The following is a 21,429-nucleotide window of genomic DNA, read 5'->3' on the forward strand; positions in this document are numbered from 1 at the left end:
AATGCCCTATAAACTATAAACTATAAATTATAAACTAAAGAAAAAATGAAGTTAATCGACGGAAAGGCGACAGCAGCCGCCATCAAGGAACAGATAGCCCAAGAGGTGGCACAGATTGTGGCACAGGGCGGAAAGCAACCTCATCTGGTTGCTGTGCTCGTGGGACACGACGGAGGAAGCGAGACCTATGTGAAGAACAAGGTCTTGGCTTGCGAGAAATGTGGCTTTAAGTCGACACTCATTCGATATGAGGATGATGTGACAGAAGAGGAACTCCTGGCCTGCGTTGACAGGCTGAACAAGGATGAGGATGTGGACGGATTCATCGTGCAGCTTCCTCTGCCTAAGCATATTGACGAGCAGAAGGTGACCATGGCGATAGACTATCGCAAGGATGTGGATGGTTTCCATCCCGTAAACGTGGGTCGCATGGCGCTGGGCATGCCTAGCTTCATCTCTGCCACGCCGCTGGGCATCCTTACCCTCTTGCAGCATTACAACATCCCGACCAGTGGCAAGAAATGCGTTATCCTGGGCAGAAGCAACATCGTGGGCAAACCTATGGCCCAGCTGATGATGCAGAAGCAGTATGGCGACGCCACTGTCACCGTGTGCCATTCTCATTCGGCTCATCTGAAGGAGGAATGCCGCGAAGCAGACATCATCATCGCTGCTATCGGCAAGCCTGATTTCGTTACTGCCGACATGGTGAAGCCGGGAGCCGTGGTTATCGATGTGGGTACCACCCGTGTGCCTGATGCATCGAAGAAAAGCGGATTCCGCCTGAATGGCGACGTGAAATTTGATGAGGTGGCAGAGAAGTGCTCTTTCATCACTCCTGTACCTGGAGGTGTAGGACCGATGACTATCTGTTCTTTGATGAAGAATACCCTTGCCGCCGGAAAAAAAGAGGTTTATAAATAGGTCTATTCTGCCCCAAAAGTGTAGAAAAGACTGTTATGCGATTCGTGGGGGTAGGCTACTGTTAAGCAGCCTGCCTTTTTTCATATATTTGCATAGTTTATTTATTAAGCGTATGTATTTATGTATATTTAATCGTATATATATCATATCCTCTATATATAAATATGTATATATAATTAAGGTGAAACAATAGAAATCTAAAAACAAATCTGATAATTTAAATTAGAAAATATGATGAAACCAAAGTATCTACTCTTCTCGGCGGCATTGCTAGCTATGACGCAAGCTGTGGCGCTGACTCCGGTAAAGAAGCAAATCAGTAAGGTGGCTGCTCGAAACAAGGTTGCGGCTGCTGCGAATGCGGCTAGAGCGAATGTTTCTGCTGCGAGTGTGGCTAGTGCGCCTATAGATAAGGATGTACCGGCTTATAGAATCGTGGGTAAGGATTCCACTTGCCAAATCTTTGTTTATTCTCCTGCGGCAGACCAGGGCTTGCATCTGGCTTATCTTACCGACGATGATCGCTGGGTGGATGTAGGTCAGCTCTGTGCCAGCGACTACGGTCCGTGGGGCAGCGAGAAGAAGATGTATCGCCCGTTTGTGATGAAGGCGAACGATGGCACCTGGCGTGCGCTCTGGAGTGTGAATACCCGTTCGCCTCAGTTTGCCGTGGCTTATTCAGAGGATTTGGTTACCTGGCGCCCTCAGGATTATCCTATCATGAAGGAGAAGGGTATCAAGGATGTGGCTGCCTATCAGATGGATGACGGCTCTTTCGATATCTATCTGAAAACAGCCAAGGGCAAGCGATATGTGCATGCCGACAAGGATTTCCGTATCTTTGAGGAGGATTCGCTGGAAGCTACCGCTGATGATATTCTCTGGCAGCGTGATACGGCTACCATCAATGGTAAGTTGATGGAAGGCAACGATTTCGAGATTCCTGCCATCCATCTCAACTATATTCGTGCCTGGCATAAGGCACTTGTTGAGGAAAACAGAGAGAACAGCAGACTCCTGCCTCATAATGAAGCTGAGCTTCAGGCATATCTGAAAGAAAAGAATGTGGAACTGGCTGCCGGCAACGAGGTTTCTGCCCAGCTCCAGATCAAGGCTCAGAAATCGCATCGCATCTCAGACAAGCTTATCGGTATCTTCTTCGAGGATATCAGTCGTGCTGCCGATGGTGGTCTTTGTGCCGAGCTGCTGCAGAATGGCGACTTTGAGTATAACGGAGAAAGAAAAGGCTGGAATGCCATCACGGCATGGCAGGGATTGAATTTGCAGGCGGGTTCATCATCTGCCACTTCTTCCGGGAATTCAGCCTCTGTCGTTTCTTCAGAGAATGGTGTGAGCCAGAACAATCCACATTATGCCATCCTGAGCGAGACACCTATTTATAATATAGGCTGGGAGGGCATCACCGTGAAGCGTGCTGCCTACGATGTGAGTCTCTATGCCCGCTGCATGGATGGCAAGAAAAAGCAGCTCACCGTGGCCTTGGTGGATGCTGAGAACCAGATAGTGGCTCAGGCTAAACTGAAGGTGCAGGGCGGCGAATGGAACGAATATAAGACCCAGCTCGTGATTTCTGATAAATATAAGGGTGAACTAGACAAGGATATCCGTTTTGCCGTTATCCCTAAGGGCAAAGACAGAGTGGCTGTGGATATGCTGAGCCTCATGCCGCAGGATACCTATAAGGGACATGGACTGCGCAAGGATCTGGCAGAGGTAATCGCTGATTTGAAGCCTCGCTTCGTAAGATTCCCGGGCGGCTGCATGCTTCATGGGCAGGGCTTGGAGAACATCTATCACTGGAAGGAGAGCGTGGGACCGCTGAAGGACCGCAAGCCTGCAAAGAATATCTGGAACTATCACCAGACCCGCAAACTGGGCTTCTATGAGTATTTCCAGTGGTGCGAGGATATGGGAGCAGAGCCGCTGCCAGTGTTGGCGGCTGGTGTACCTTGCCAGAATTCGCAGCCTAATGCTCAGGGAATCTGCGGTCAGCAGGGAGGTATCCCGATGGCTGATATGCCTCAGTATGTTCAGGATGTGATTGACCTGGTGGAGTGGGCGAATGGCGACCCTGCCACATCGAAGTGGGCAAAGATGAGAGCTGATGCCGGTCATCCCGCTCCATTCAACCTGAAGATGGTGGGAATCGGTAACGAAGATTTGATTTCTACCGATTTCGAGCAGCGTTATCTGATGATATGCAAGGCCCTGAAGGAGAAGCATCCAGAGATAGAGGTGGTAGGTACCGTAGGTCCGTTCCTCTATCCATCTTCTGATTATATCGAGGGCTGGAAGATTGCCAAGGAGAACAAGAAGTGGATTGATGCGGTGGATGAGCACTATTACGAAAAACCAGGATGGTTCATCAACCATCAGGACTATTACGATAACTACGACCGCAAGGCTCCGAAGGTTTATCTAGGTGAGTATGCTGCCAATGGCAATAACGAGTTAGATCGTGCCCTTGCCGAAGGCATCCACCTCTGCAATGTAGAGCGTAATGGTGATGTGGTAGAAATGACCTCCTATGCTCCGTTGCTTTGCAAGAATGGTTATAGCAACTGGAATCCGGATATGATCTATTTCGATAACAGCGAGAAAATCCGTCTCACCGAGAGCTACAAGATGCAGAAGATGTTCGGTCAGCATGCCGGTGATATTTATATTGCTTCAGAGTTGAATCTTCCTGTAGCCTTGAAGCGTTATGTGGGAACTAGCGTGGTGAAGGATTCAAAGACTGGCAAAACCTGGCTCAAGGTGGTGAATGCCTTGCCTCGTACGCTCAAGCTTCAGGTAAATGGTCTTGGTAGCAAGGCTGTGGAAGTAAAAGCCCGTTCTTCGCAGGTTTTCGAACTCTAGGATAATTCCTGTTTTCTGAACAAGGGTAAAAGCATCAAACTCATTTTTCTATTGATGCTTTTGCCCTTCTTTTTTGCTCAATATCTCGTGAAACGTGCGTTTTAGCTGACAATCTGTTAGAATAAAGCTTTGTTTTATAACAAAATCCGTAATTTTTTGAAAGTTTATACGAAATTTGTTGGTTATTACATAAATTCTCATTATCTTTGCAGGCAAAAATAAAAGATGAGGTCTCGAAAGAGTCCTTTTCGTAGTAACGAACAAGAAAAATAAAAGAGATAATTCAATATGAAACATCCATTAAGAAGTAGCGTCTGTACTGAAGGCAGAAGAATGGCAGGTGCCCGTGCACTCTGGGTAGCTGCAGGTATGAAACATGAGCAGTTTGGCAAGCCAATCATCGCTATCGTGAACAGCTTTACACAGTTTGTTCCAGGTCATACTCATCTTCACGAGATTGGTCAGATTGTCAAGAAGGAAATTGAGGCTATGGGTTGCTATGCAGCCGAGTTTAATACCATCGCTGTGGATGATGGTATCGCTATGGGCCACGACGGAATGCTCTATTCTTTGCCAAGCCGTGATATCATCGCTGATTCTGTGGAATATATGGTCAATGCTCACAAGGCGGATGCCATGATCTGCATCTCCAACTGTGACAAGGTGACTCCAGGTATGCTCATGGCATCTATGCGCCTGAATATCCCTACCGTGTTCTGCTCTGGTGGTCCGATGGAGGCTGGCCGCTGGAAAGGCGAGAATGCCGACTTGATTACCGCAATGATCAAGGGTGCTGATACCAGCATTTCTGACGAGGAGATGGAGCAGATTGAAAAGTGTGCCTGCCCTGGTTGCGGAAGCTGCTCGGGTATGTTCACAGCCAACTCCATGAACTCTCTTACCGAGGCTATCGGTTTGAGTCTTCCGGGAAACGGAACCATTCTTGCTACCCATAAGAACCGCATCGAACTCTTCAAGGAGGCTGCCCGACAGGTGGTTAAGAATGCATACGCATACTATCAGGATGGTGACGAGAGCGTTTTGCCACGCAATATCGCTACCCGTGACGCCTTCCTCAACGCTATGACCCTTGATATCGCCATGGGCGGTAGCACCAACACCGTGCTCCACCTGTTGGCTGTGGCTCAGGAAGCTGGTGCCGACTTCAAGATGGAAGACATCGATGCTTTGAGCCGCAAGGTGCCTTGCCTCTGCAAGCTCTCTCCTAATACTCAGAAGTATAGCGTGCAGGAGTGCAATCGTGCCGGTGGTATCCTGGGCATCTTGAACGAGTTGAACAAGGGTGGTCTTATCAATGGCAACGTGATGCGTGTGGATGGTCATACCCTTGCAGAACAGATGAAGAAATATGATATCACAGGTGCTAGCATCGACCCAGAGGCTGACAGAATCTATCATTCTGCCCCTGGCAGAAAGTTCTCTACCCAGATGGGTAGCCAGGATGCACAGTGGGAGAGCCTCGATACAGACAGAGAAAATGGTTGTATCCGCGACTTGGAGCATGCTTACACCAAGGATGGCGGTTTGGCAGTGCTCTTCGGTAACATCGCCCAGAATGGTTGCGTTGTGAAGACTGCCGGTGTTGACCCAGTGCTTTGGCACTTCGAGGGTCCTGCCGTATGCTTCGACTCTCAGGAGGATGCCTGCGAGGGAATCTTGGGGGGCAAGGTGAATTCTGGCGATTGCGTAGTGATTACTCACGAAGGTCCTAAGGGCGGTCCTGGCATGCAGGAAATGCTTTATCCTACCTCTTACATCAAGAGCCGTCACCTCGGAAAGGAATGTGCGCTCATCACTGATGGCCGCTTCTCGGGTGGTACTTCAGGCTTGAGTATCGGTCATATCAGTCCTGAGGCTGCTGCCGGTGGCAACATCGGTAAGATCAAGGATGGCGATATCATCGTTATCGATATTCCTAGCCGTTCTATCAACGTGAAGCTTTCTGATGAGGAGCTTGCAGCGCGCCCACAACAGCCTTTGAAGCGAAACCGTGTGGTTAGCAAGGCTTTGCGTGCCTACGCCCAGAGCGTAAGTTCTGCAGATAAGGGCGGTGTGAGAATCATCGACTAAGGTGCGAGAATCATCGACTAATAGAGAAAAGATAACAAGTTTTTGAATTTTTCAGAATAATAACAGATAAATGGCAAAAGAAGTAATAACAGGAGCTGAAGCATTGATGCGCTCGCTGCATAACGAAGGGGTAAAGACCATCTTCGGTTATCCGGGCGGTAGCATCATGCCAGTGTTTGATGCGCTGTATGGTTACACGAGAGGAGAGAAGAAGATGTTCGATCACATCTTGGTTCGTCACGAGCAGGCTGCTGCTCACGCTGCACAGGGATATGCCCGAGTCAGCGGCGAAGTGGGTGTGACTCTCGTGACTAGTGGTCCTGGAGCTACCAATACGCTCACCGGTATTGCTGATGCCATGATGGATTCTACGCCTATCGTGGTTATCGCCGGACAGGTGGGTGTGGGTGCTTTGGGTACTGATGCCTTCCAGGAGGTTGACCTGGTGGGCGTTACCCAGCCTATCTCTAAGTGGGCTTATCAGATTCGCCGTCCTGAGGATGTAGCGTGGGCTGTGAGCCGGGCGTTCTATATCGCTCGTAGCGGTCGACCGGGTCCGGTGGTACTCGACTTCACCAAGAATGCCCAGATTGCAACTTGCGAGTGGGAACCAGTGAAATGCGAGAAGGTTACATCTTACAATCCATATCCTAAGATTGATGAGAAGGCTGTGGCTGAGGCTGCAGAACTCATCAATCAGGCAAAGAAGCCTTTTGCCCTCGTGGGGCATGGTGTAGAGCTGGGAGGTGCCCATAATGAATTGTTGGAATTCCTGGAGAAGGCAGACATCCCGGCAGGTCGCACCCTGCTCGGTCTTTCTGCTCTTCCTAGCAATCACCCTCTCAACATGGGTATGCTCGGTATGCATGGTTCCTATGCTACCAATATGAAGACCCAGGAGTGCGATGTGCTCATCGCCATCGGTATGCGCTTCAGCGACCGTATCACGGGTATTCCTTCTAAATACGCCAAGCAGGCTAAGATTATCCATCTTGATATCGACAAGTCGGAAATCGATAAGGTTATCAAGACAGATGTGGCTGTGATTGGCGATTGCAAGCAGTCGCTGCCAGCCATTACCCGTCTTCTGGACAAGAATGTTCACCGCGAATGGAGAGATTCCTTCGAGGAATATCGCCAGCAGGAGCAGGAGAAGGTGATAGAAAAGGATATCCATCCTACAGAAGGACCTCTGCTCATGGGCGAGGTGACCAATGTGGTGACAGAAGCTACTCATAATGAGGCGGTTCTCGTGAACGATGTAGGTCAGAACCAGATGATCAGTAGCCGCTACTTCAAGTTTACCAAGAAGTTGAGCATCGTGACCAGTGGTGGTTTCGGAACCATGGGCTTCGGTCTTCCTGCAGCTATCGGTGCTACCTTCGGTGCTCCAGACAGAACTATCTGCTGTTTCTTCGGTGATGGCGGATTCCAGATGAACATCCAGGAGTTGGGTACCATCATGGAGCAGCAGGCACCGGTGAAGATGATTCTCTTGAACAACAACTATCTGGGTAATGTGCGCCAGTGGCAGGATCTGATGTTCGAGGGACGTCGCTCTTTCACCCATATGCTGAACCCACGCTATGAGGAAATCGCCAAGGCTTATGGCATCCCATACGATGTGGTTATCGACCGCAAGGACTTGAAGGAGAAGGTAGAGAAGATGATAAGCACCAAGGGACCATATCTTCTGGAGTGCGCCATCAAGGAAGACGAGGACATCGTTCCGATGACCCTGCCTGGAAAGAGTGTGGATGAAATGCAGCTTGAGCTTCACTATTAATAAAGAAAAGAATTATGGAGAATAACAACGAAAAGAAATTATATACGTTGCTTGTCTATTCTGAGAATATCGCGGGTATTCTGAATCAGATTACAACTGTGTTCACTCGCAGACAGGTTAACATCGAGAGCTTGAATGTATCGGCTAGTAGCATCAAGAACATCCATAAATACACGATTACTGTGTGGAGCGACGCTGAGCAGATAGAGAAAATCAACAAGGCGATTGAAAAGAAGATTGATGTGGTGAAGAGTGATTACTACACCGACGATCAGATTTTCATTCACGAGGTGGCACTCTTTAAGATTTCTACCCCTGTCTTGTTGGAAAATCCAGAGGTATCCCGCACCATCCGCAAGCACGATGCTCGCATGATGGAGGTGAATCCTACCTATAGCACCGTGCTTTTGGCAGGACTTACCGAGGATATCGCCGACCTTTTCCATAAGCTGAATAGTTTCGACTGTCTCCTGCAATATACCCGAAGTGGACGAATTGCCGTAACCCGAAGCTTCGACGAGCCGGTTTCCGACTATGTGAAGCAGAATTCAGAAGGATAATCCATTTATGATTCAATAGATCCCTTTGTTCCTTTGATTTGAAAATCGGAAGAACAGAGGGATTTTTGTCTTATATACAAGCTGATTTTTTGTCTTATATACAAGCATATTTTTCGTCCTTTATGCAAACAGGGCTTTTGCTATACAATATAAGCCGGAATTTTTCGCTATATATATAATGACGTTATATATATAATAATGCTGTATATATAATAAGGTGTAAACGAATAAAAGAAATTAGTATGAAACCAGAATTATTAAGTAAAGTAGGTCGCTATGAGTTTTTGGCAGAACCCTTCCATTGCGACTTTTCCAGTCATCTCTTCATGGGACACCTGGGCAATCATCTTTTGAACGCAGCCGATTTTCATAGCAACGACCGTGGCTATGGCATGAATTATCTGATGCCTCGCCACAAGACTTGGGTATTGAGCCGTCTTGCCGTAGAAATGGTAGAAATGCCAAAATCATACGATAAGTTCTTCGTGGAAACATGGGTAGAGAGTGCCATGAAGTATTTCACATCCCGTGATTTCAAGATTTGCGGAAAAGATGAGAAAGTGTATGGCTATGGCAAGAGTGTTTGGGCGATGATTGATACGGAGACCCGACAGCCTGTAGATATTTTTGAAATTAATGATGGCCTGATCAAGGAATATATCGAAACTGAAAAACCTTGTCCTATTGCTGCAAGTTCCAGAGTGAAGATGAGCAAGGAGGCAAAGCTGGTCCGCACCATCGATACCTATTATAATGATGTGGATGTAAACGGGCATATCAACTCCGTAAAGTACATCGAACACATCCTCGACCTCTTCGACATCGATTACTATTTGACACATTTCCTGCAAAGATTCGAGATAGCTTATGTTGCCGAGAGCCATCAGGGTGACAAATTGAAATTCTATATGGAGCAGGTAGAAGACGAAGAATTCTGCATAAAAATAACAAAAATATGCAGAAATGACGAAAATGAGGTAGAAATCGTAAGAAGTAAGCTAAAATTTATAAAAAAGTGATAGAAAAATTTGGTAGTGTCATTTTAAATCATTACCTTTGCACTCGAAATAAAGAATAAACCCAGTGCCGCTACCTTGGATAGGCAGTGGACGGATCAAACAGGCTCTCTTTGGATAAGAATACAGCTCGCATCCGTATGGACAAGTATAACCCGCGGCTCCATAAAGGCAAGCCGCACAAATTAAATTACAATTATGGCAGAAATGAATTTCGGTGGCGTAATGGAAACTGTTGTCACTAGTCATGAATTTTCATTGGAGAAGGCACGTGAAGTATTGAAGAACGAAACTATCGCAGTTATCGGTTATGGTATCCAGGGTCCTGGTCAGGCTTGTAACCTTCGCGATAATGGTTTCAATGTCATCGTCGGACAGCGTCAGGGTAAGACCTACGAGAAGTGTTTGAAGGATGGCTGGGTACCTGGTAAGACTTTGTTCTCTATCGAGGAGGCAGCTGAGAAGGGTACTATCATCTGTATGTTGCTTTCTGATGCCGGTCAGATTGCTTGCTGGCCAAAAATTAAGCCACACCTCACAGCAGGTAAGACTTTGTATTATTCACATGGTTTCGCTATCAACTGGAGCGATCGCACAGGCGTAGTTCCACCTAAGGATATTGATGTTATCATGGTTGCACCTAAGGGTTCTGGTACTTCTCTCCGCACAATGTTCTGCGAGGGTCGTGGTTTGAACTGCTCTTACGCTGTATATCAGGATGCATCTGGTAAAGCAGAGGAAAAGACTATTGCATTCGGTATTGGTATCGGTGCAGGATATTTGTTCAAGACTACATTCCAGCGTGAGGCTACTTCTGACCTTACTGGTGAGCGTGGTTCTTTGATGGGTGCTATCGAGGGTCTTTTGGAGGCTCAGTACGATGTACTTCGTGAGAACGGTCACTCTCCATCTGAGGCATTCAACGAGACTGTTGAGGAGTTGACTCAGAGCCTTGGCCCTCTCTTCGGTGCTAAGGGTATGGATTGGATGTATGCTAACTGTTCTACAACAGCTCAGCGTGGTGCTCTCGATTGGGCTCCTCGTTTCCGTGAGGCTATCAAGCCAGTTATGGAGTGGTTGTATTACTCTGTTAAGACAGGTAATGAGGCTCAGATTTCTATCGACAAGAACTCTCAGGCTGATTACCGTGAGAAGTTGAATGCTGAACTCGAGGCTATGCGCAACAAGGAAATGTGGCAGGCTGGTGTTACAGTACGTAAACTTCGCCCAGAGAATAACTAATTTTTTTCTCGTACATAATGTTTTAAAAGGGGACGGACCGAGATGGTTCGTCCCCTTTTTAATTTGATTGATCAGAAGATATTCCTAATCCTTTTTTTCTATGATATGATGGTCTTCTATGATGATCTGGTTTTCTGCTACTTTCCTGCGGAGTTCCTTCTCTCTTTCTTCAGCCTGATCAGCCAGGCATACGTCGCATTGCTTGCAATCTCTGTCGTTCTCTTCTCCAAAATAGGCGAGTAGCTGTCTTGAACGGCATACCTCGTCGTTCTTGGCATAGCGAATCATGCTTTTGATGCGCTTCTCGTATTGCTCACGTCTCGACTCCCATACTTCTTTAGGAATCACCACTTTGTCACCATCCACCCTGTCGCGGGTATAACTGATAAAAGGTATCTTGCGGCGAGGAATGAATTGGATGATATGGCGGGCTGCCAGACTCTTCAGAGCAAAATATACCTGCTGGATGGTTAGCTCTGCCTGTCGGGCTATCATCGTCTCGTCGATATAGGTAAGATCAACAAAGAGACTTCCATAGGAGCGTAGTAGGGCGGTGACGACGGCATCCTGGCTGGGAGCGAGCTGATCTAGTTGGTAAAGGTCGTTTCTGCCTAGCAGGAACATCACTCGTGCCTTGCCGTCGGGATTATCCTCATAATGCAGATATCCGCTTCTCTCCAGAATGCGAAGAGCAGCATCTACCTTGGTAGGGAAGTACTTGTAGGTGACGCAGAATTTTTCGATATCAAACTCGAAGGTCTTTCCCTGTCCGCTGCCCACGCCTATCTGGTAGAAGTAAGCCAGATGTTCATAGATGTCTTGTATGAGTTCTTTGGGTGGGAAGGTATCATCTACGCGCTTGCATAGTTTCAGCTCGTCGTGCTTGTTGTAGAGAAGTACGGCGTATGATTTCTGTCCGTCTCTTCCCGCACGTCCTGCTTCCTGGAAATAGGCTTCCAGCGAGTCCGGACAGTCTATGTGAATCACCACACGCACATCCGGCTTGTCGATTCCCATACCGAAGGCATTGGTTGCGCACATCACCCTTACTTCGTCCTTCTGCCATGCTTTCTGGCGCTGGTCCTTTACGTCGGGATCAAGACCGGCATGATAAAAGGTGGCGGTGATACCTTGCTGTGAGAGCAGCTGCGCCATCTCCTTGGTTCGCTTTCTGCTGCGGGCATAAACGATGGCAGAGCCACCCACGCTTTGCAGGATATGAATCATTTCGCCCTGCTTATCCTCTGCTTCGCGTACTACGTAAGCCAGGTTCTTGCGCTCGAAACTCATCTTGAAGACATTCTTTTCCTTGAAATGGAGCCTTTCCTGTATGTCGTCTACTACTTCGGGGGTAGCTGTGGCGGTAAGGGCAAGTATCGGAATGCCAGGTTTCATCTCCCTGATGCTGGCTATCTGCAGATAGGAGGGGCGGAAGTCGTAGCCCCACTGACTGATGCAGTGGGCTTCATCTACTGTGATAAAACTTACATGGATGTGGCGTAATTTGGTTTGAAACATATCCGAGGCAAGTCTTTCGGGCGAAACATACAGTATCTTCACACCTCCGAAGATGGCATTGTCGAGGGTTTGCAGGATTTCGCTTCTCGATTTGTCGGCATAGATGGCATCAGCCAGGATGCCATGTTCTCTGAGGTGCTGCACCTGGTCTTTCATCAGGGCGATGAGAGGGGTTATCACGATGCATACCCCTTCCTGTGCCAGGGCTGGCACCTGGAATGTGATAGACTTGCCACCGCCCGTAGGCATAAGACCGAGGGTATCCCGTCCGCTGGCAATGCTTTCAATGATATTGCGCTGAATGCCTCGGAAATCGGGATACCCCCAGTATTTTTGCAGAATAGATTGAAATTTATCTGCCATAATCTTCTTTCTTTAATCGTTAGGACGGATATCTTCTATCTGGAGCTGTACTTGGTTCTTCTTGAAGATATTGTCTTCGATGGTGTAAACAATGTCGAAACTGCGGCGGCTCTTGATGTAGCGGGCTGCTGCACTCTGTCCGAAGGCTATACCGTTCATGACAGTGCTCGACTTTGAATCCACCAATTCCAGCTTGATGTGTTCCTGTTCTCTACCCACCACCTTGCTGGTTCCGTAGTCGTATACCTTTCGGGTACAGAACACTGGTTTAGGGTTGCAGGGACCGAATGGCGAGAATCGCTTCAGGTCGGCATGCAGCTGCTTGCTGATGTCCTTGAAATCTATCACGGCTTCTATATTAAGCAGGGCTTCCGTCTGTTCGGGAGCGATGTGTTCTGCCACATATTTCTGGAATCTGTCTCTGAATTCCTTGATATGCTCCCATCTTAAGGTAAGACCGCATGCGTAGGTATGACCTCCGAAGTTCACGAGCAGGTCGCGGCAGCTCTTGATGGCAGAATAAACGTCAAATCCTGTCACGCTGCGGGCTGAACCTGTTGCCAGTTCTCCTTCGCGGGTCAATACCACGGTAGGACGGAAGTAGATTTCCGTGAGTCTTGAGGCTACGATGCCGATAACTCCCTTTTTCCATCCCTCATCATAGAGCACGATGCTTGAGTTGTGCTTCTGGGTTTCCAGTCTTGAAACAATCAGGTTGGCTTCCTCTGTCATCTGCTTGTCGATGTCCTTGCGCTGTTCGTTGTATTCGTTGATGTGCTTTGCCATGTGCAGTGCGTGCCCATAGTCACGTTCCACCAGCAAATCCACGCTTTCCTTGCCATTCTCCATACGTCCGGAGGCATTGATTCTAGGACCAATCTTGAAGACGATATCGCTCATGCCCAGCTCTCGGCCGTTCAGACCGCAGATGTCGATGATGGCTTTCAATCCGATGCTCGGGTTGGTGTTGAGCAGTTTCAAGCCATGGAAAGCCAGGATTCTGTTCTCATCTACTACAGGCACGATATCTGCAGCAATGCTCACTGCACAGAGGTCGAGCAATGGGATAAGTCGGGAGAACGGAATGTTGTTGTTCTTGGCAAAGGCCTGCATGAATTTGAATCCCACGCCGCATCCGCAGAGGTGCTTGAATGGGAATGGATCATCCGGGCGCTTAGGGTTGAGTATAGCCACAGCGGGTGGCATCACGTCGTCGGGAACATGATGGTCGCAGATGATGAAGTCTATGCCAAGGCTTTTGGCATATTCAATCTCCTTGATGGCCTTGATGCCGCAATCGAGGATGATGATGAGTTTCACACCAGTTTCATGTGCAAAGTCTATTCCCTTTTTGCTTACTCCATAGCCTTCGTCATATCGGTCGGGGATGTAGTAATCGATGTTGGAATAGAATTGCTGCAGAAACTTATACACCAATGCTACAGCCGTGCAGCCGTCTACGTCGTAATCGCCGTAAACGAGAATGCGCTCCTTGCGTCCCATGGCATCGTTGAGGCGGTCTACGGCGATATCCATATCCTTCATCAGGAAAGGATTGATCAGGTCGGAAAGCTGTGGACGGAAGAATCGCTTGGCTGCCGACTCGGTCGTAATGCCTCGATGGATGAGAAGATTCGCCAGGATAGGGCTGATGCTGAGCTTCACGGCTAGTTCGTTAGCCGTTTTTTCTTGCTCCGGTGAAGGTTCTTCGTAATTCCATTTAAAATGCATTTTTAATTATTTTTATTTCTGCCCCCAAAGTTACAAAAATAAAATGACAAACGGAAACTTTTTCCTAGGAATTTAACATAATTACGAAGAAATAATAAAAAAAGGCAGCAAACCTAGGTTTGCTGCCTTTAAATATTTTGTTTTTATTAGATTCCGAGCTTCTTGCGGATATCCTTAGGGATGGCGTTCTTGTTAACCATGAAGTCCATAGTCTTGTAAGCTACGAATGCCTTGGTCATGTACCAGGTGCCCTTGTAGTCACCATACTCACCCCAAGAGTTCTTTACCATATAGTACTCCTTGCCGTTCTGGTCCTTTGCGATACCGTAGATGTGCATTCCGTGGTCGTCTGTTGTCTCCCAGTTGTCGAATGCTTCCTGGCGCATAGCCTGTGTAGGAACTACCTCAGGAGCGTTTACACCGAGTGAATCGAACTTCTCCTTCTTCTCGTCCTTAGAGAGCTTGAACCAGTGGTCAGCATCTGTACCTGCCATAGAACGTACCTTCTTCACGTCGTAAGCGATACCGAGACCCTTGCGTGTGAAACCGTCCTCTGTTACGTCACCGCCCCAAGCTATGGTATAGCCATTGTTTACGGCGTTGTCGATAATCTTGCAGAGGTCGTCCATAGGAACGTTGTAGCTCAAAGGCCAGCGCCAGTTGTCCTGTACCTCAACAGCAAACTTGCTCCACATTGGATGGTGTGTGTAGCTGGTGATGGTTACATAATCATCGAGGTTCAAGCCGAGGCTCTTGCAGAAAGTCTCTGGAGTATACTGCTTGCCCTGGTAAGTGAACTTTTCAGGAGTCTTGCCGATATATGAGTCGATGATGCCCTGAAGACCATTCTTCCAAGCTGGAGAAAGCTTCTTGGCTGTGCTCTTTGCTACAGCCTCTACGTATGGAGTCATTACGTCGAAGAACTCGCCGAAGTTAGCCAGTGAGTCGCCTGTCATTGTACCTGGAGCTGGCATAGCATCCTCTGGTACGATGCCATAGTGCTGCAAAGCATAGAGTACATCGTATGCGCTACCACCCTGAGAGAAGCTTACGTCGCCGTGCATTCTCACAGCCATTGTGGCGCGATCCATATAAGTCTTGTTGGCAACGAACATCTCGCTCAGGTTGAATGTCTTGCCTGTGTTCTTCAAAATCTCGCTCTCGAAGAAACTGAGAGTAGAGTAAGCCCAGCACGTACCGCTACGGTTCTGATCCTTGATGCTTGTAATAGGATTCTGCTTCACTACAGTGAAAACTGGCTTGTTCTTAGCGATGGCTGCTGAATCTGCAGCATTCTTAGCGCTTGCACCAGTAGCAACCATAGCCAACATGGCTGCGACAATCATTGATTTCTTCATGAATTTTTTTCTCTTTAAATTAATAATGTAATTGTATTATCTCTCTTTAAGATAGAATCTTCTCTTGTTAATGGCAGTTTCGCCTAGCGGATTTCTTCTCTGTTGGCTGCCATGTATTCCTCAACATCCTTTGGATGATAAGGAATGCGGTCCTTGCCCAGGAATCTGCAGCCATCCTTGGTAATGAGAACATCGTCCTCAATACGGATGCCACCGAAGTCCTTGTAAGTCTCAATCTTATCGAAGTTGAGGAACTCTGCACAGTGACCTGACGCCTTCCAGTCGTCAATGAGGGCTGGAATGAAGTAAACGCCCGGCTCGTCTGTTACTACGAAACCTTCCTGGAGTCGGCGACCCATGCGCAGACAGTTGGTACCAAACTGTTCCAGGTTAGGACGGACTTCTTCGTCAAAGCCTACGTTAATCTGGTCGAGGTTCTCCATGTCGTGAACGTCCATTCCCATCATGTGTCCCAATCCGTGAGGCAGGAACATGGCGTGGGCACCAGCCTTTACAGCTTCCTCTGTATCACCCTTGGCAAGACCGAGCTCCTTCATGCGGTCGAAGAGCAGGCGGCAAACACCGAAGTGAACATCTGTCCATTTTACGCCTGGCTTTGCTATTTCGAGCGCATAGTCGTGGCAAGCTTCTACGATGGTGTAGATTTCCAGCTGGCGCTGGCTGAACTTACCGCTCACAGGCATGGTACGGGTATTGTCAGAACAGTAGTTGTTCATGGTCTCAGCACCCGCATCGCAAAGTGCCAATCTGCCTTCCTCCAATAAGTTCATTGATGGATAGCCATGCTGAATCTCGCCGTGCTGGCTGAAGATGGTTGGGAAGCTGACCATTGATCCGTAAGAATGTGCGATTCCGCTTACCTGACCGGCTACGTATTTCTCTGTGATACCTGGGCGAACCAGTTTCATGGCTGTGGTATGCATCTTGTAACCGATGACTGCAGCACGCTCCAGCTCCTCGATTTCCTCCTGGGTCTTGGTAGAGCGCATCTTGACTACAGCCTTAATCAGGTCCATGCTGGCTTCTTCCTTCTGCTGGACAGGGTGGATGCCGAGCAAGTCGAATACCTGAAGCTTGATGTCGTAGCGGTAAGGAGGCAGGAAGTGAATCTTGCGCTTCTTCGACATGGCATCGTTGCAGATGGTCTTGAGAGTCTTCATTGGCGCAGAGTTATGAACACCCACCTGTTCTGCCAGGTCGTGTACGCTGTCTACGCTTCCATACCAAACAATGTCAACCAGGTCGATGTCGTCACCGATCAGAGTCTCGATGTCGTTATCTATATCAATCACACCAACCAATCCTTCGCGCTGCTGTCCGAAGTAATACAGGAAAGTAGAGTCCTGACGGAATGGGTAATATCCGTTGTTTGGGAAATTACATGGTGAATTGTTGTTTCCGAAAAGAATGATCACGCCGCTCTTTACAAGCTTCTTGAGCTCCTGACGACGGCTGATATAAGTGTCCTTGCTAAACATATTTTTAGAATTTTACTTTATTTTGCTGCAAAGTTAGCAAATATTTCGCAAAAATGTATTATCTTTGCAAGCAAAAATAAAATATTCGTGTGAATTTATAAATAATTAATACATTCATGCGCTTTTTGATGGTAAAATGTAATGAAAATCGTAAAGATTACGCTCGTTTATTGCATGTTTGCTATCAGATTGAAAGCTATAATTGAAGAATAAAAGCAGTTGATATGGTAATGAAGATAAAATTGAGAAATACAGGATTGGTGTTAGAGGGTGGAGGCATGCGCGGTGTTTTCACCAGTGGCGTGCTGGATGCCTTTATGAAGCATGATGTGTACTTTCCTTACACGGTGGCGGTATCGGCTGGAGCCTGCAATGGCATGTCGTATGTGAGCCGTCAGCCTCGCCGTGCCCGAATTTCAAACATTGATTATTTGGCGCGTTATCAGTATATAGGTATTCGCCATCTCGTTACCCAGGGATGTATCTTCGACCGTAAGTTGCTTTATGATAAGTTCCCGAACCAGTTGCTTCCTTATGATTTCGACACCTTTTTTAAATATGCCGATGGCTTCGAAATGGTTACCACCAATTGTCTTACGGGACTGCCGATGTATCTTTCGGAGAACCACGACCGTCAGCGTGCCCTCGATATCGTGCGTGCTTCCAGCAGTCTGCCCTATGTGAGTAAGATTGTGAATGTGGATGGCATTCCGATGTTGGATGGCGGTATAGCCGATAGCATTCCTGTGCAGCGTGCCTTTGATAAGGGTTTTGAGCATAATGTGGTTATCCTGACACGTAACAAGGGGTGGCGAGATACGGGTAAGGATAGGAAGCTACCTTATTTATATAAGAACTATCCGCGTCTGCGAGTGGCACTGAGCCGTCGCCACAGGGCTTATAATGAGCAGATTCAACTGGTCGATGATCTGGAGGCTGCAGGAAAGATTACCTGTATTCGCCCGATACGCCCGATGGAGGTAGAGCGCATTGAGAAGGATACAGCCAAGCTTGAACGGCTCTATGAGGAGGGCTTCTTGCTGGGTGAAGCTTTCTGCGAGAAATATCTGTAAAAAATGAGAATAGCTTGCTCATTGTCTGGAATTCCAGACAATGAGCAAGCTATATTGATATAAAATGCTATAAATCGGATGTTTATTCCTCAAGCAGGTCTGGGCGCAGGCGCTTGGTTCGCTCCATGGCCTGGTCGAACTCCCATTGGCGAATCTTCGCCTCGTTGCCGCTCAGCAGAATCTCCGGTACCTTCCAACCCTTGTAGTCGGATGGGCGGGTGTAGATAGGAGCTGAGAGGATATCGTCCTGGAAACAGTCGGAGAGGGCACTCTGCTCGTCGCTGATAACGCCCGGTACCAGTCTGATCACCGCATCCGAGATAATTGCTGCAGCAAGCTCTCCACCTGTGAGCACATAGTCGCCCACGCTGATTTCGCGGGTGATGAGGTGGTCGCGCACACGCTGGTCTATTCCCTTGTAGTGACCACAGAGGATGATGAGGTTGCCACCCAGCGACATTTCGTTGGCTATCTTCTGGTTGAAGGTTTCGCCGTCAGGAGATACGTAGATCACGTCGTCGTACTCACGTTCTGCCTTCAGTGCCGTGATGCATCGGTCGATAGGCTCGCATTGCATCACCATGCCGGCACTTCCACCGTATGGATAGTCGTCCACTCGCTTCCATTTATCTAATGTATAGTCGCGCAAGTTGTGCAGATGAATCTCTGCGAGACCCTTCTTCTGCGCGCGTGCCAGAATCGACTCGTTAAAGAAGCCTTCCAGCATCTCTGGTAATACTGTAATAATGTCTATTCTCATATCATCTGCAAAATTAATAAATAATGTAGTAAGTTCCAAATCTTTTTCCTCTTTTCTTTGTTTTTTGAGCCGAAAATTTGTTTTTTGCAGCTAAAACAAGCGGTTTGCTTGAAAATCGTAATTTTAGCGTGTTGGCACCAAAATAAGGTTGATTATTGCATAAATATGCAACAAATTCATCAAAAACAAAGAAATTTAATAGCAAAATGATAAATAATCGTGAAAATGTGCTACTATTTGAAGAAAAAGTCGTATATTTGCAAACAAAATCGCTCGATTAGGGTACATCGCATAGAAAAATGGTGTGCGTACACACGAGTGCATGGTTAATTTAATAATAGTGAATAAGATGATACTGGACATTGAAATGCTGAGAAGCTTTTATGCTTCGTATTCGGAAAGTGTAAAACAGGCGAAAGCTACTGTAAAACGACCTCTCACTTACGCCGAGAAGGTGCTCTTTGCGCATCTTTTCGACCCAGCTGAGTTGCGCCCATATAAAAGAGGTGTAGAATATGTGGATTTCCGACCTAACCGCGTGGCGATGCAGGATGCTACTGCTCAGATGGCGCTCTTGCAGTTTATGAACGCCGGTAAGGACAAGGTGGCTGTGCCTGCGTCAGTTCATTGCGATCACTTGATTCGTGCTGATGTGGGAGCTACACAAGACCTGCCTGAGGCATGCAAGACTAATAAAGAGGTATATGACTTCCTGAAGTCGGTATCTCAGAAATATCACATCGGATTCTGGGGACCAGGTGCTGGTATCATCCATCAGGTGGTACTTGAGAACTATGCCTTCCCGGGTGGTATGATGGTGGGTACTGACTCCCATACCCCAAACGCCGGCGGTCTCGGTATGGTAGCCGTGGGTGTTGGTGGTGCCGATGCCGTGGATGTGCTTACAGGTCAGCCTTGGGAGCTCAAGATGCCACGCCTCATCGGTGTGCATCTCACAGGCAAGCTCTCCGGATGGGCTACTCCTAAGGATGTGATTCTCGAAATCCTGGGCATCCTCACCGTGAAGGGTGGTACCAATGCCATCCTCGAATACTTTGGCGAGGGCTTGGATAGCATCTCTACCACGGGTAAGGCTACCATCTGTAACATGGGTGCAGAGCTGGGTGCTACCTGCTCTATCTTCCCATTCGACCAGAATGCCAGCGAATATCTCCGCAAGACGGGTCGTGAGGAGATTGCTTCTCTTGCCCAGAAGAACGCTGCCGAGCTTCGTGCCGACGATGAGGTACTTGCCAATCCGGCTGCTTTCTACGACCAGATTGTAGAAATCGACCTCTCTAAGGTGGAGCCACATCTCAATGGTCCGTTTACTCCGGATGCAGCAACTCCTATCTCTCACATGAAGGCGAAGGGACCTGCCAACGACTATCCAATGGTTGTTGAAGTGGGATTGGTTGGTAGCTGTACCAACTCTTCCTATCAGGACTTGGCCCGTGCGGCAAGTGTAGCCCGACAGGCTTACGAGAAGGGAATCCAGGTAAAGGGTCAGCTTATCATCAACCCTGGTTCTGAGCAGATTCGCTATACTGCCGAGCGTGACGGAATCCTCGATGACTTCAAGAAGATTGGAGCCTTGATCATGACCAATGCCTGCGGCCCTTGCATCGGACAGTGGAAGCGTCATACCGATGACAACACCCGTAAGAATGCCATCGTCACCTCTTTCAATAGAAACTTCCGCCGTCGTGCTGATGGCAACCCTAATACATTCGCCTTCATCGGCAGCCCGGAGCTCACCGTGGCTCTCACTATTGCCGGCCGTCTGGATTTCAATCCAGCCACCGACACCTTATTAGATAAGGATGGCAACAGCGTGAAGCTCGATGCGCCTACCGGTTTCACCTTCCCTCCTAAGGGATTCGCCGTGGAAGACAAGGGCTTCATTGCTCCTAGCGAGGCGAATGCCAATATCGAGGTAGTGATTGCTCCAGATAGCAACCGCCTGCAGAAACTGGCTCCATTCGCTCCTTGGGATGGTAAGGACCTGGTAGATATGCCTCTCCTCATCAAGACCGAGGGCAAGTGTACCACCGACCATATCTCTATGGCTGGACCATGGTTGAAGTTCCGTGGACATCTTCAGAACATCTCTGACAACCTGCTGATGGGTGCCGTCAACGCCTTCAATGGCGAGAGTAACAAGGTGAAAAACCAGTTGGATGGCAAGTATGTGGAGGTTTCTACCGCAGCCAAGGCTTACAAGGCACAGGGCATCAGCAGCATCGTGGTAGCAGAGGATAACTATGGCGAGGGATCATCCCGTGAGCATGCAGCCATGGAACCTCGTTTCCTGAACGTGAAGGTGATTCTTGCCAAGAGCTTCGCCCGTATTCACGAAACCAACTTGAAGAAGCAGGGTATGCTCGCCCTTACATTCTGCAACAAGGATGATTATAATAAGGTACAGGAAGACGACCGCATCTCACTCACCGGACTGAAGGAGTTTGCGCCAGGTTCTAAACTCACTGTCACCCTGAAGCACAAGGATGGTTCTGAGGATAGTTTCGAGGTTGAGCATACTTATAATGATACACAGATTGCATGGTTCAAGGCTGGTTCTGCATTGAACTTTGCTGCAAAGAAGTAATCTTGCAGCAGGAAAAGTAA

At 48.0% G+C, this 21,429-nt stretch carries 14 protein-coding genes; 9 read left to right on the forward strand and 5 right to left on the reverse strand.

Going from position 1 to position 21,429, the window contains the following annotated elements; all coding sequences use genetic code 11:
- Positions 1-45 precede the first annotated feature (45 nt).
- The 7 genes from folD (at position 46) to ilvC (ending at position 10,499) form a co-directional block, all read left to right on the forward strand.
- A complete protein-coding gene (gene folD, locus KUA49_RS06760) occupies positions 46-924 on the forward strand; it encodes a bifunctional methylenetetrahydrofolate dehydrogenase/methenyltetrahydrofolate cyclohydrolase FolD (protein WP_218412736.1) in 879 nt (292 codons plus the stop codon).
- A gap of 231 nt (positions 925-1,155) precedes the next feature.
- Complete coding sequence (locus KUA49_RS06765) at positions 1,156-3,804, forward strand: alpha-L-arabinofuranosidase C-terminal domain-containing protein (RefSeq protein WP_256624844.1); 2,649 nt, start codon at positions 1,156-1,158, stop codon at positions 3,802-3,804.
- Positions 3,805-4,092: 288 nt separating this feature from the next.
- A complete protein-coding gene (ilvD, locus tag KUA49_RS06770) occupies positions 4,093-5,895 on the forward strand; it encodes a dihydroxy-acid dehydratase (RefSeq protein WP_203039886.1) in 1,803 nt (600 codons plus the stop codon).
- 70 nt (positions 5,896-5,965) lie between these two features.
- Positions 5,966-7,681 (forward strand): biosynthetic-type acetolactate synthase large subunit, encoded by a 1,716-nt coding sequence (ilvB, locus tag KUA49_RS06775; protein WP_218412737.1) that lies wholly within the window; start codon positions 5,966-5,968, stop codon positions 7,679-7,681.
- A 14-nt stretch (positions 7,682-7,695) separates the two neighbouring features.
- Entirely contained in the window at positions 7,696-8,241 is a 546-nt protein-coding gene (gene ilvN / locus KUA49_RS06780; protein WP_203051195.1) for an acetolactate synthase small subunit, read from the forward strand.
- A gap of 242 nt (positions 8,242-8,483) precedes the next feature.
- Positions 8,484-9,260 (forward strand): acyl-[acyl-carrier-protein] thioesterase, encoded by a 777-nt coding sequence (locus tag KUA49_RS06785; RefSeq protein WP_218412738.1) that lies wholly within the window; start codon positions 8,484-8,486, stop codon positions 9,258-9,260.
- Between the two features lie 195 nt (positions 9,261-9,455).
- The gene (gene ilvC / locus KUA49_RS06790) at positions 9,456-10,499 is read left to right on the forward strand and encodes a ketol-acid reductoisomerase (protein ID WP_089543564.1); all 1,044 of its coding nucleotides are present in this window, start codon (positions 9,456-9,458) and stop codon (positions 10,497-10,499) included.
- A gap of 84 nt (positions 10,500-10,583) precedes the next feature.
- On the opposite strand, the gene KUA49_RS06795 is transcribed toward ilvC, so the two are convergent.
- From KUA49_RS06795 to KUA49_RS06810, 4 genes are all read right to left on the reverse strand, one after another.
- A complete protein-coding gene (locus KUA49_RS06795; RefSeq protein WP_218412739.1) occupies positions 10,584-12,380 on the reverse strand; it encodes an ATP-dependent DNA helicase RecQ in 1,797 nt (598 codons plus the stop codon).
- 12 nt (positions 12,381-12,392) lie between these two features.
- Positions 12,393-14,111, reverse strand: coding sequence for a single-stranded-DNA-specific exonuclease RecJ (gene recJ, locus KUA49_RS06800; protein WP_218412740.1), 1,719 nt, complete (start codon positions 14,109-14,111; stop codon positions 12,393-12,395).
- Positions 14,112-14,257: 146 nt separating this feature from the next.
- Entirely contained in the window at positions 14,258-15,469 is a 1,212-nt protein-coding gene (locus tag KUA49_RS06805; protein WP_218412741.1) for an aminopeptidase C, read from the reverse strand.
- Between the two features lie 83 nt (positions 15,470-15,552).
- Complete coding sequence (locus KUA49_RS06810; protein WP_218412742.1) at positions 15,553-16,968, reverse strand: aminopeptidase P family protein; 1,416 nt, start codon at positions 16,966-16,968, stop codon at positions 15,553-15,555.
- 230 nt (positions 16,969-17,198) lie between these two features.
- On the opposite strand from KUA49_RS06810, the gene KUA49_RS06815 reads away from it, so the two are divergent.
- The gene (locus tag KUA49_RS06815) at positions 17,199-18,041 is read left to right on the forward strand and encodes a patatin family protein (protein WP_218412743.1); all 843 of its coding nucleotides are present in this window, start codon (positions 17,199-17,201) and stop codon (positions 18,039-18,041) included.
- 82 nt (positions 18,042-18,123) lie between these two features.
- Here KUA49_RS06815 and trmD read toward each other — a convergent pair whose 3' ends face one another.
- Positions 18,124-18,801, reverse strand: coding sequence for a tRNA (guanosine(37)-N1)-methyltransferase TrmD (gene trmD / locus KUA49_RS06820; protein WP_203039868.1), 678 nt, complete (start codon positions 18,799-18,801; stop codon positions 18,124-18,126).
- A gap of 349 nt (positions 18,802-19,150) precedes the next feature.
- Between trmD and KUA49_RS06825 the strand changes: the two genes are divergently transcribed.
- Entirely contained in the window at positions 19,151-21,409 is a 2,259-nt protein-coding gene (locus KUA49_RS06825) for an aconitate hydratase (protein ID WP_218412762.1), read from the forward strand.
- Positions 21,410-21,429: the final 20 nt, after the last annotated feature.

This window comes from Segatella copri, from assembly GCF_019249655.2.
GTDB lineage: Bacteria > Bacteroidota > Bacteroidia > Bacteroidales > Bacteroidaceae > Prevotella.

Bases quoted from the DNA above. Each gene is read 5' to 3' on its own strand.
- folD (WP_218412736.1), top strand. From the start codon at position 46: ATGAAGTTAATCGACGGAAAGGCGACAGCAGCCGCCATCAAGGAACAG.
- KUA49_RS06765 (WP_256624844.1), top strand. From the start codon at position 1,156: ATGATGAAACCAAAGTATCTACTCTTCTCGGCGGCATTGCTAGCTATG.
- ilvD (WP_203039886.1), top strand. From the start codon at position 4,093: ATGAAACATCCATTAAGAAGTAGCGTCTGTACTGAAGGCAGAAGAATG.
- ilvB (WP_218412737.1), top strand. From the start codon at position 5,966: ATGGCAAAAGAAGTAATAACAGGAGCTGAAGCATTGATGCGCTCGCTG.
- ilvN (WP_203051195.1), top strand. From the start codon at position 7,696: ATGGAGAATAACAACGAAAAGAAATTATATACGTTGCTTGTCTATTCT.
- KUA49_RS06785 (WP_218412738.1), top strand. From the start codon at position 8,484: ATGAAACCAGAATTATTAAGTAAAGTAGGTCGCTATGAGTTTTTGGCA.
- ilvC (WP_089543564.1), top strand. From the start codon at position 9,456: ATGGCAGAAATGAATTTCGGTGGCGTAATGGAAACTGTTGTCACTAGT.
- KUA49_RS06795 (WP_218412739.1), bottom strand. From the start codon at position 12,380: ATGGCAGATAAATTTCAATCTATTCTGCAAAAATACTGGGGGTATCCC.
- recJ (WP_218412740.1), bottom strand. From the start codon at position 14,111: ATGCATTTTAAATGGAATTACGAAGAACCTTCACCGGAGCAAGAAAAA.
- KUA49_RS06805 (WP_218412741.1), bottom strand. From the start codon at position 15,469: ATGAAGAAATCAATGATTGTCGCAGCCATGTTGGCTATGGTTGCTACT.
- KUA49_RS06810 (WP_218412742.1), bottom strand. From the start codon at position 16,968: ATGTTTAGCAAGGACACTTATATCAGCCGTCGTCAGGAGCTCAAGAAG.
- KUA49_RS06815 (WP_218412743.1), top strand. From the start codon at position 17,199: ATGAAGATAAAATTGAGAAATACAGGATTGGTGTTAGAGGGTGGAGGC.
- trmD (WP_203039868.1), bottom strand. From the start codon at position 18,801: ATGAGAATAGACATTATTACAGTATTACCAGAGATGCTGGAAGGCTTC.
- KUA49_RS06825 (WP_218412762.1), top strand. From the start codon at position 19,151: ATGATACTGGACATTGAAATGCTGAGAAGCTTTTATGCTTCGTATTCG.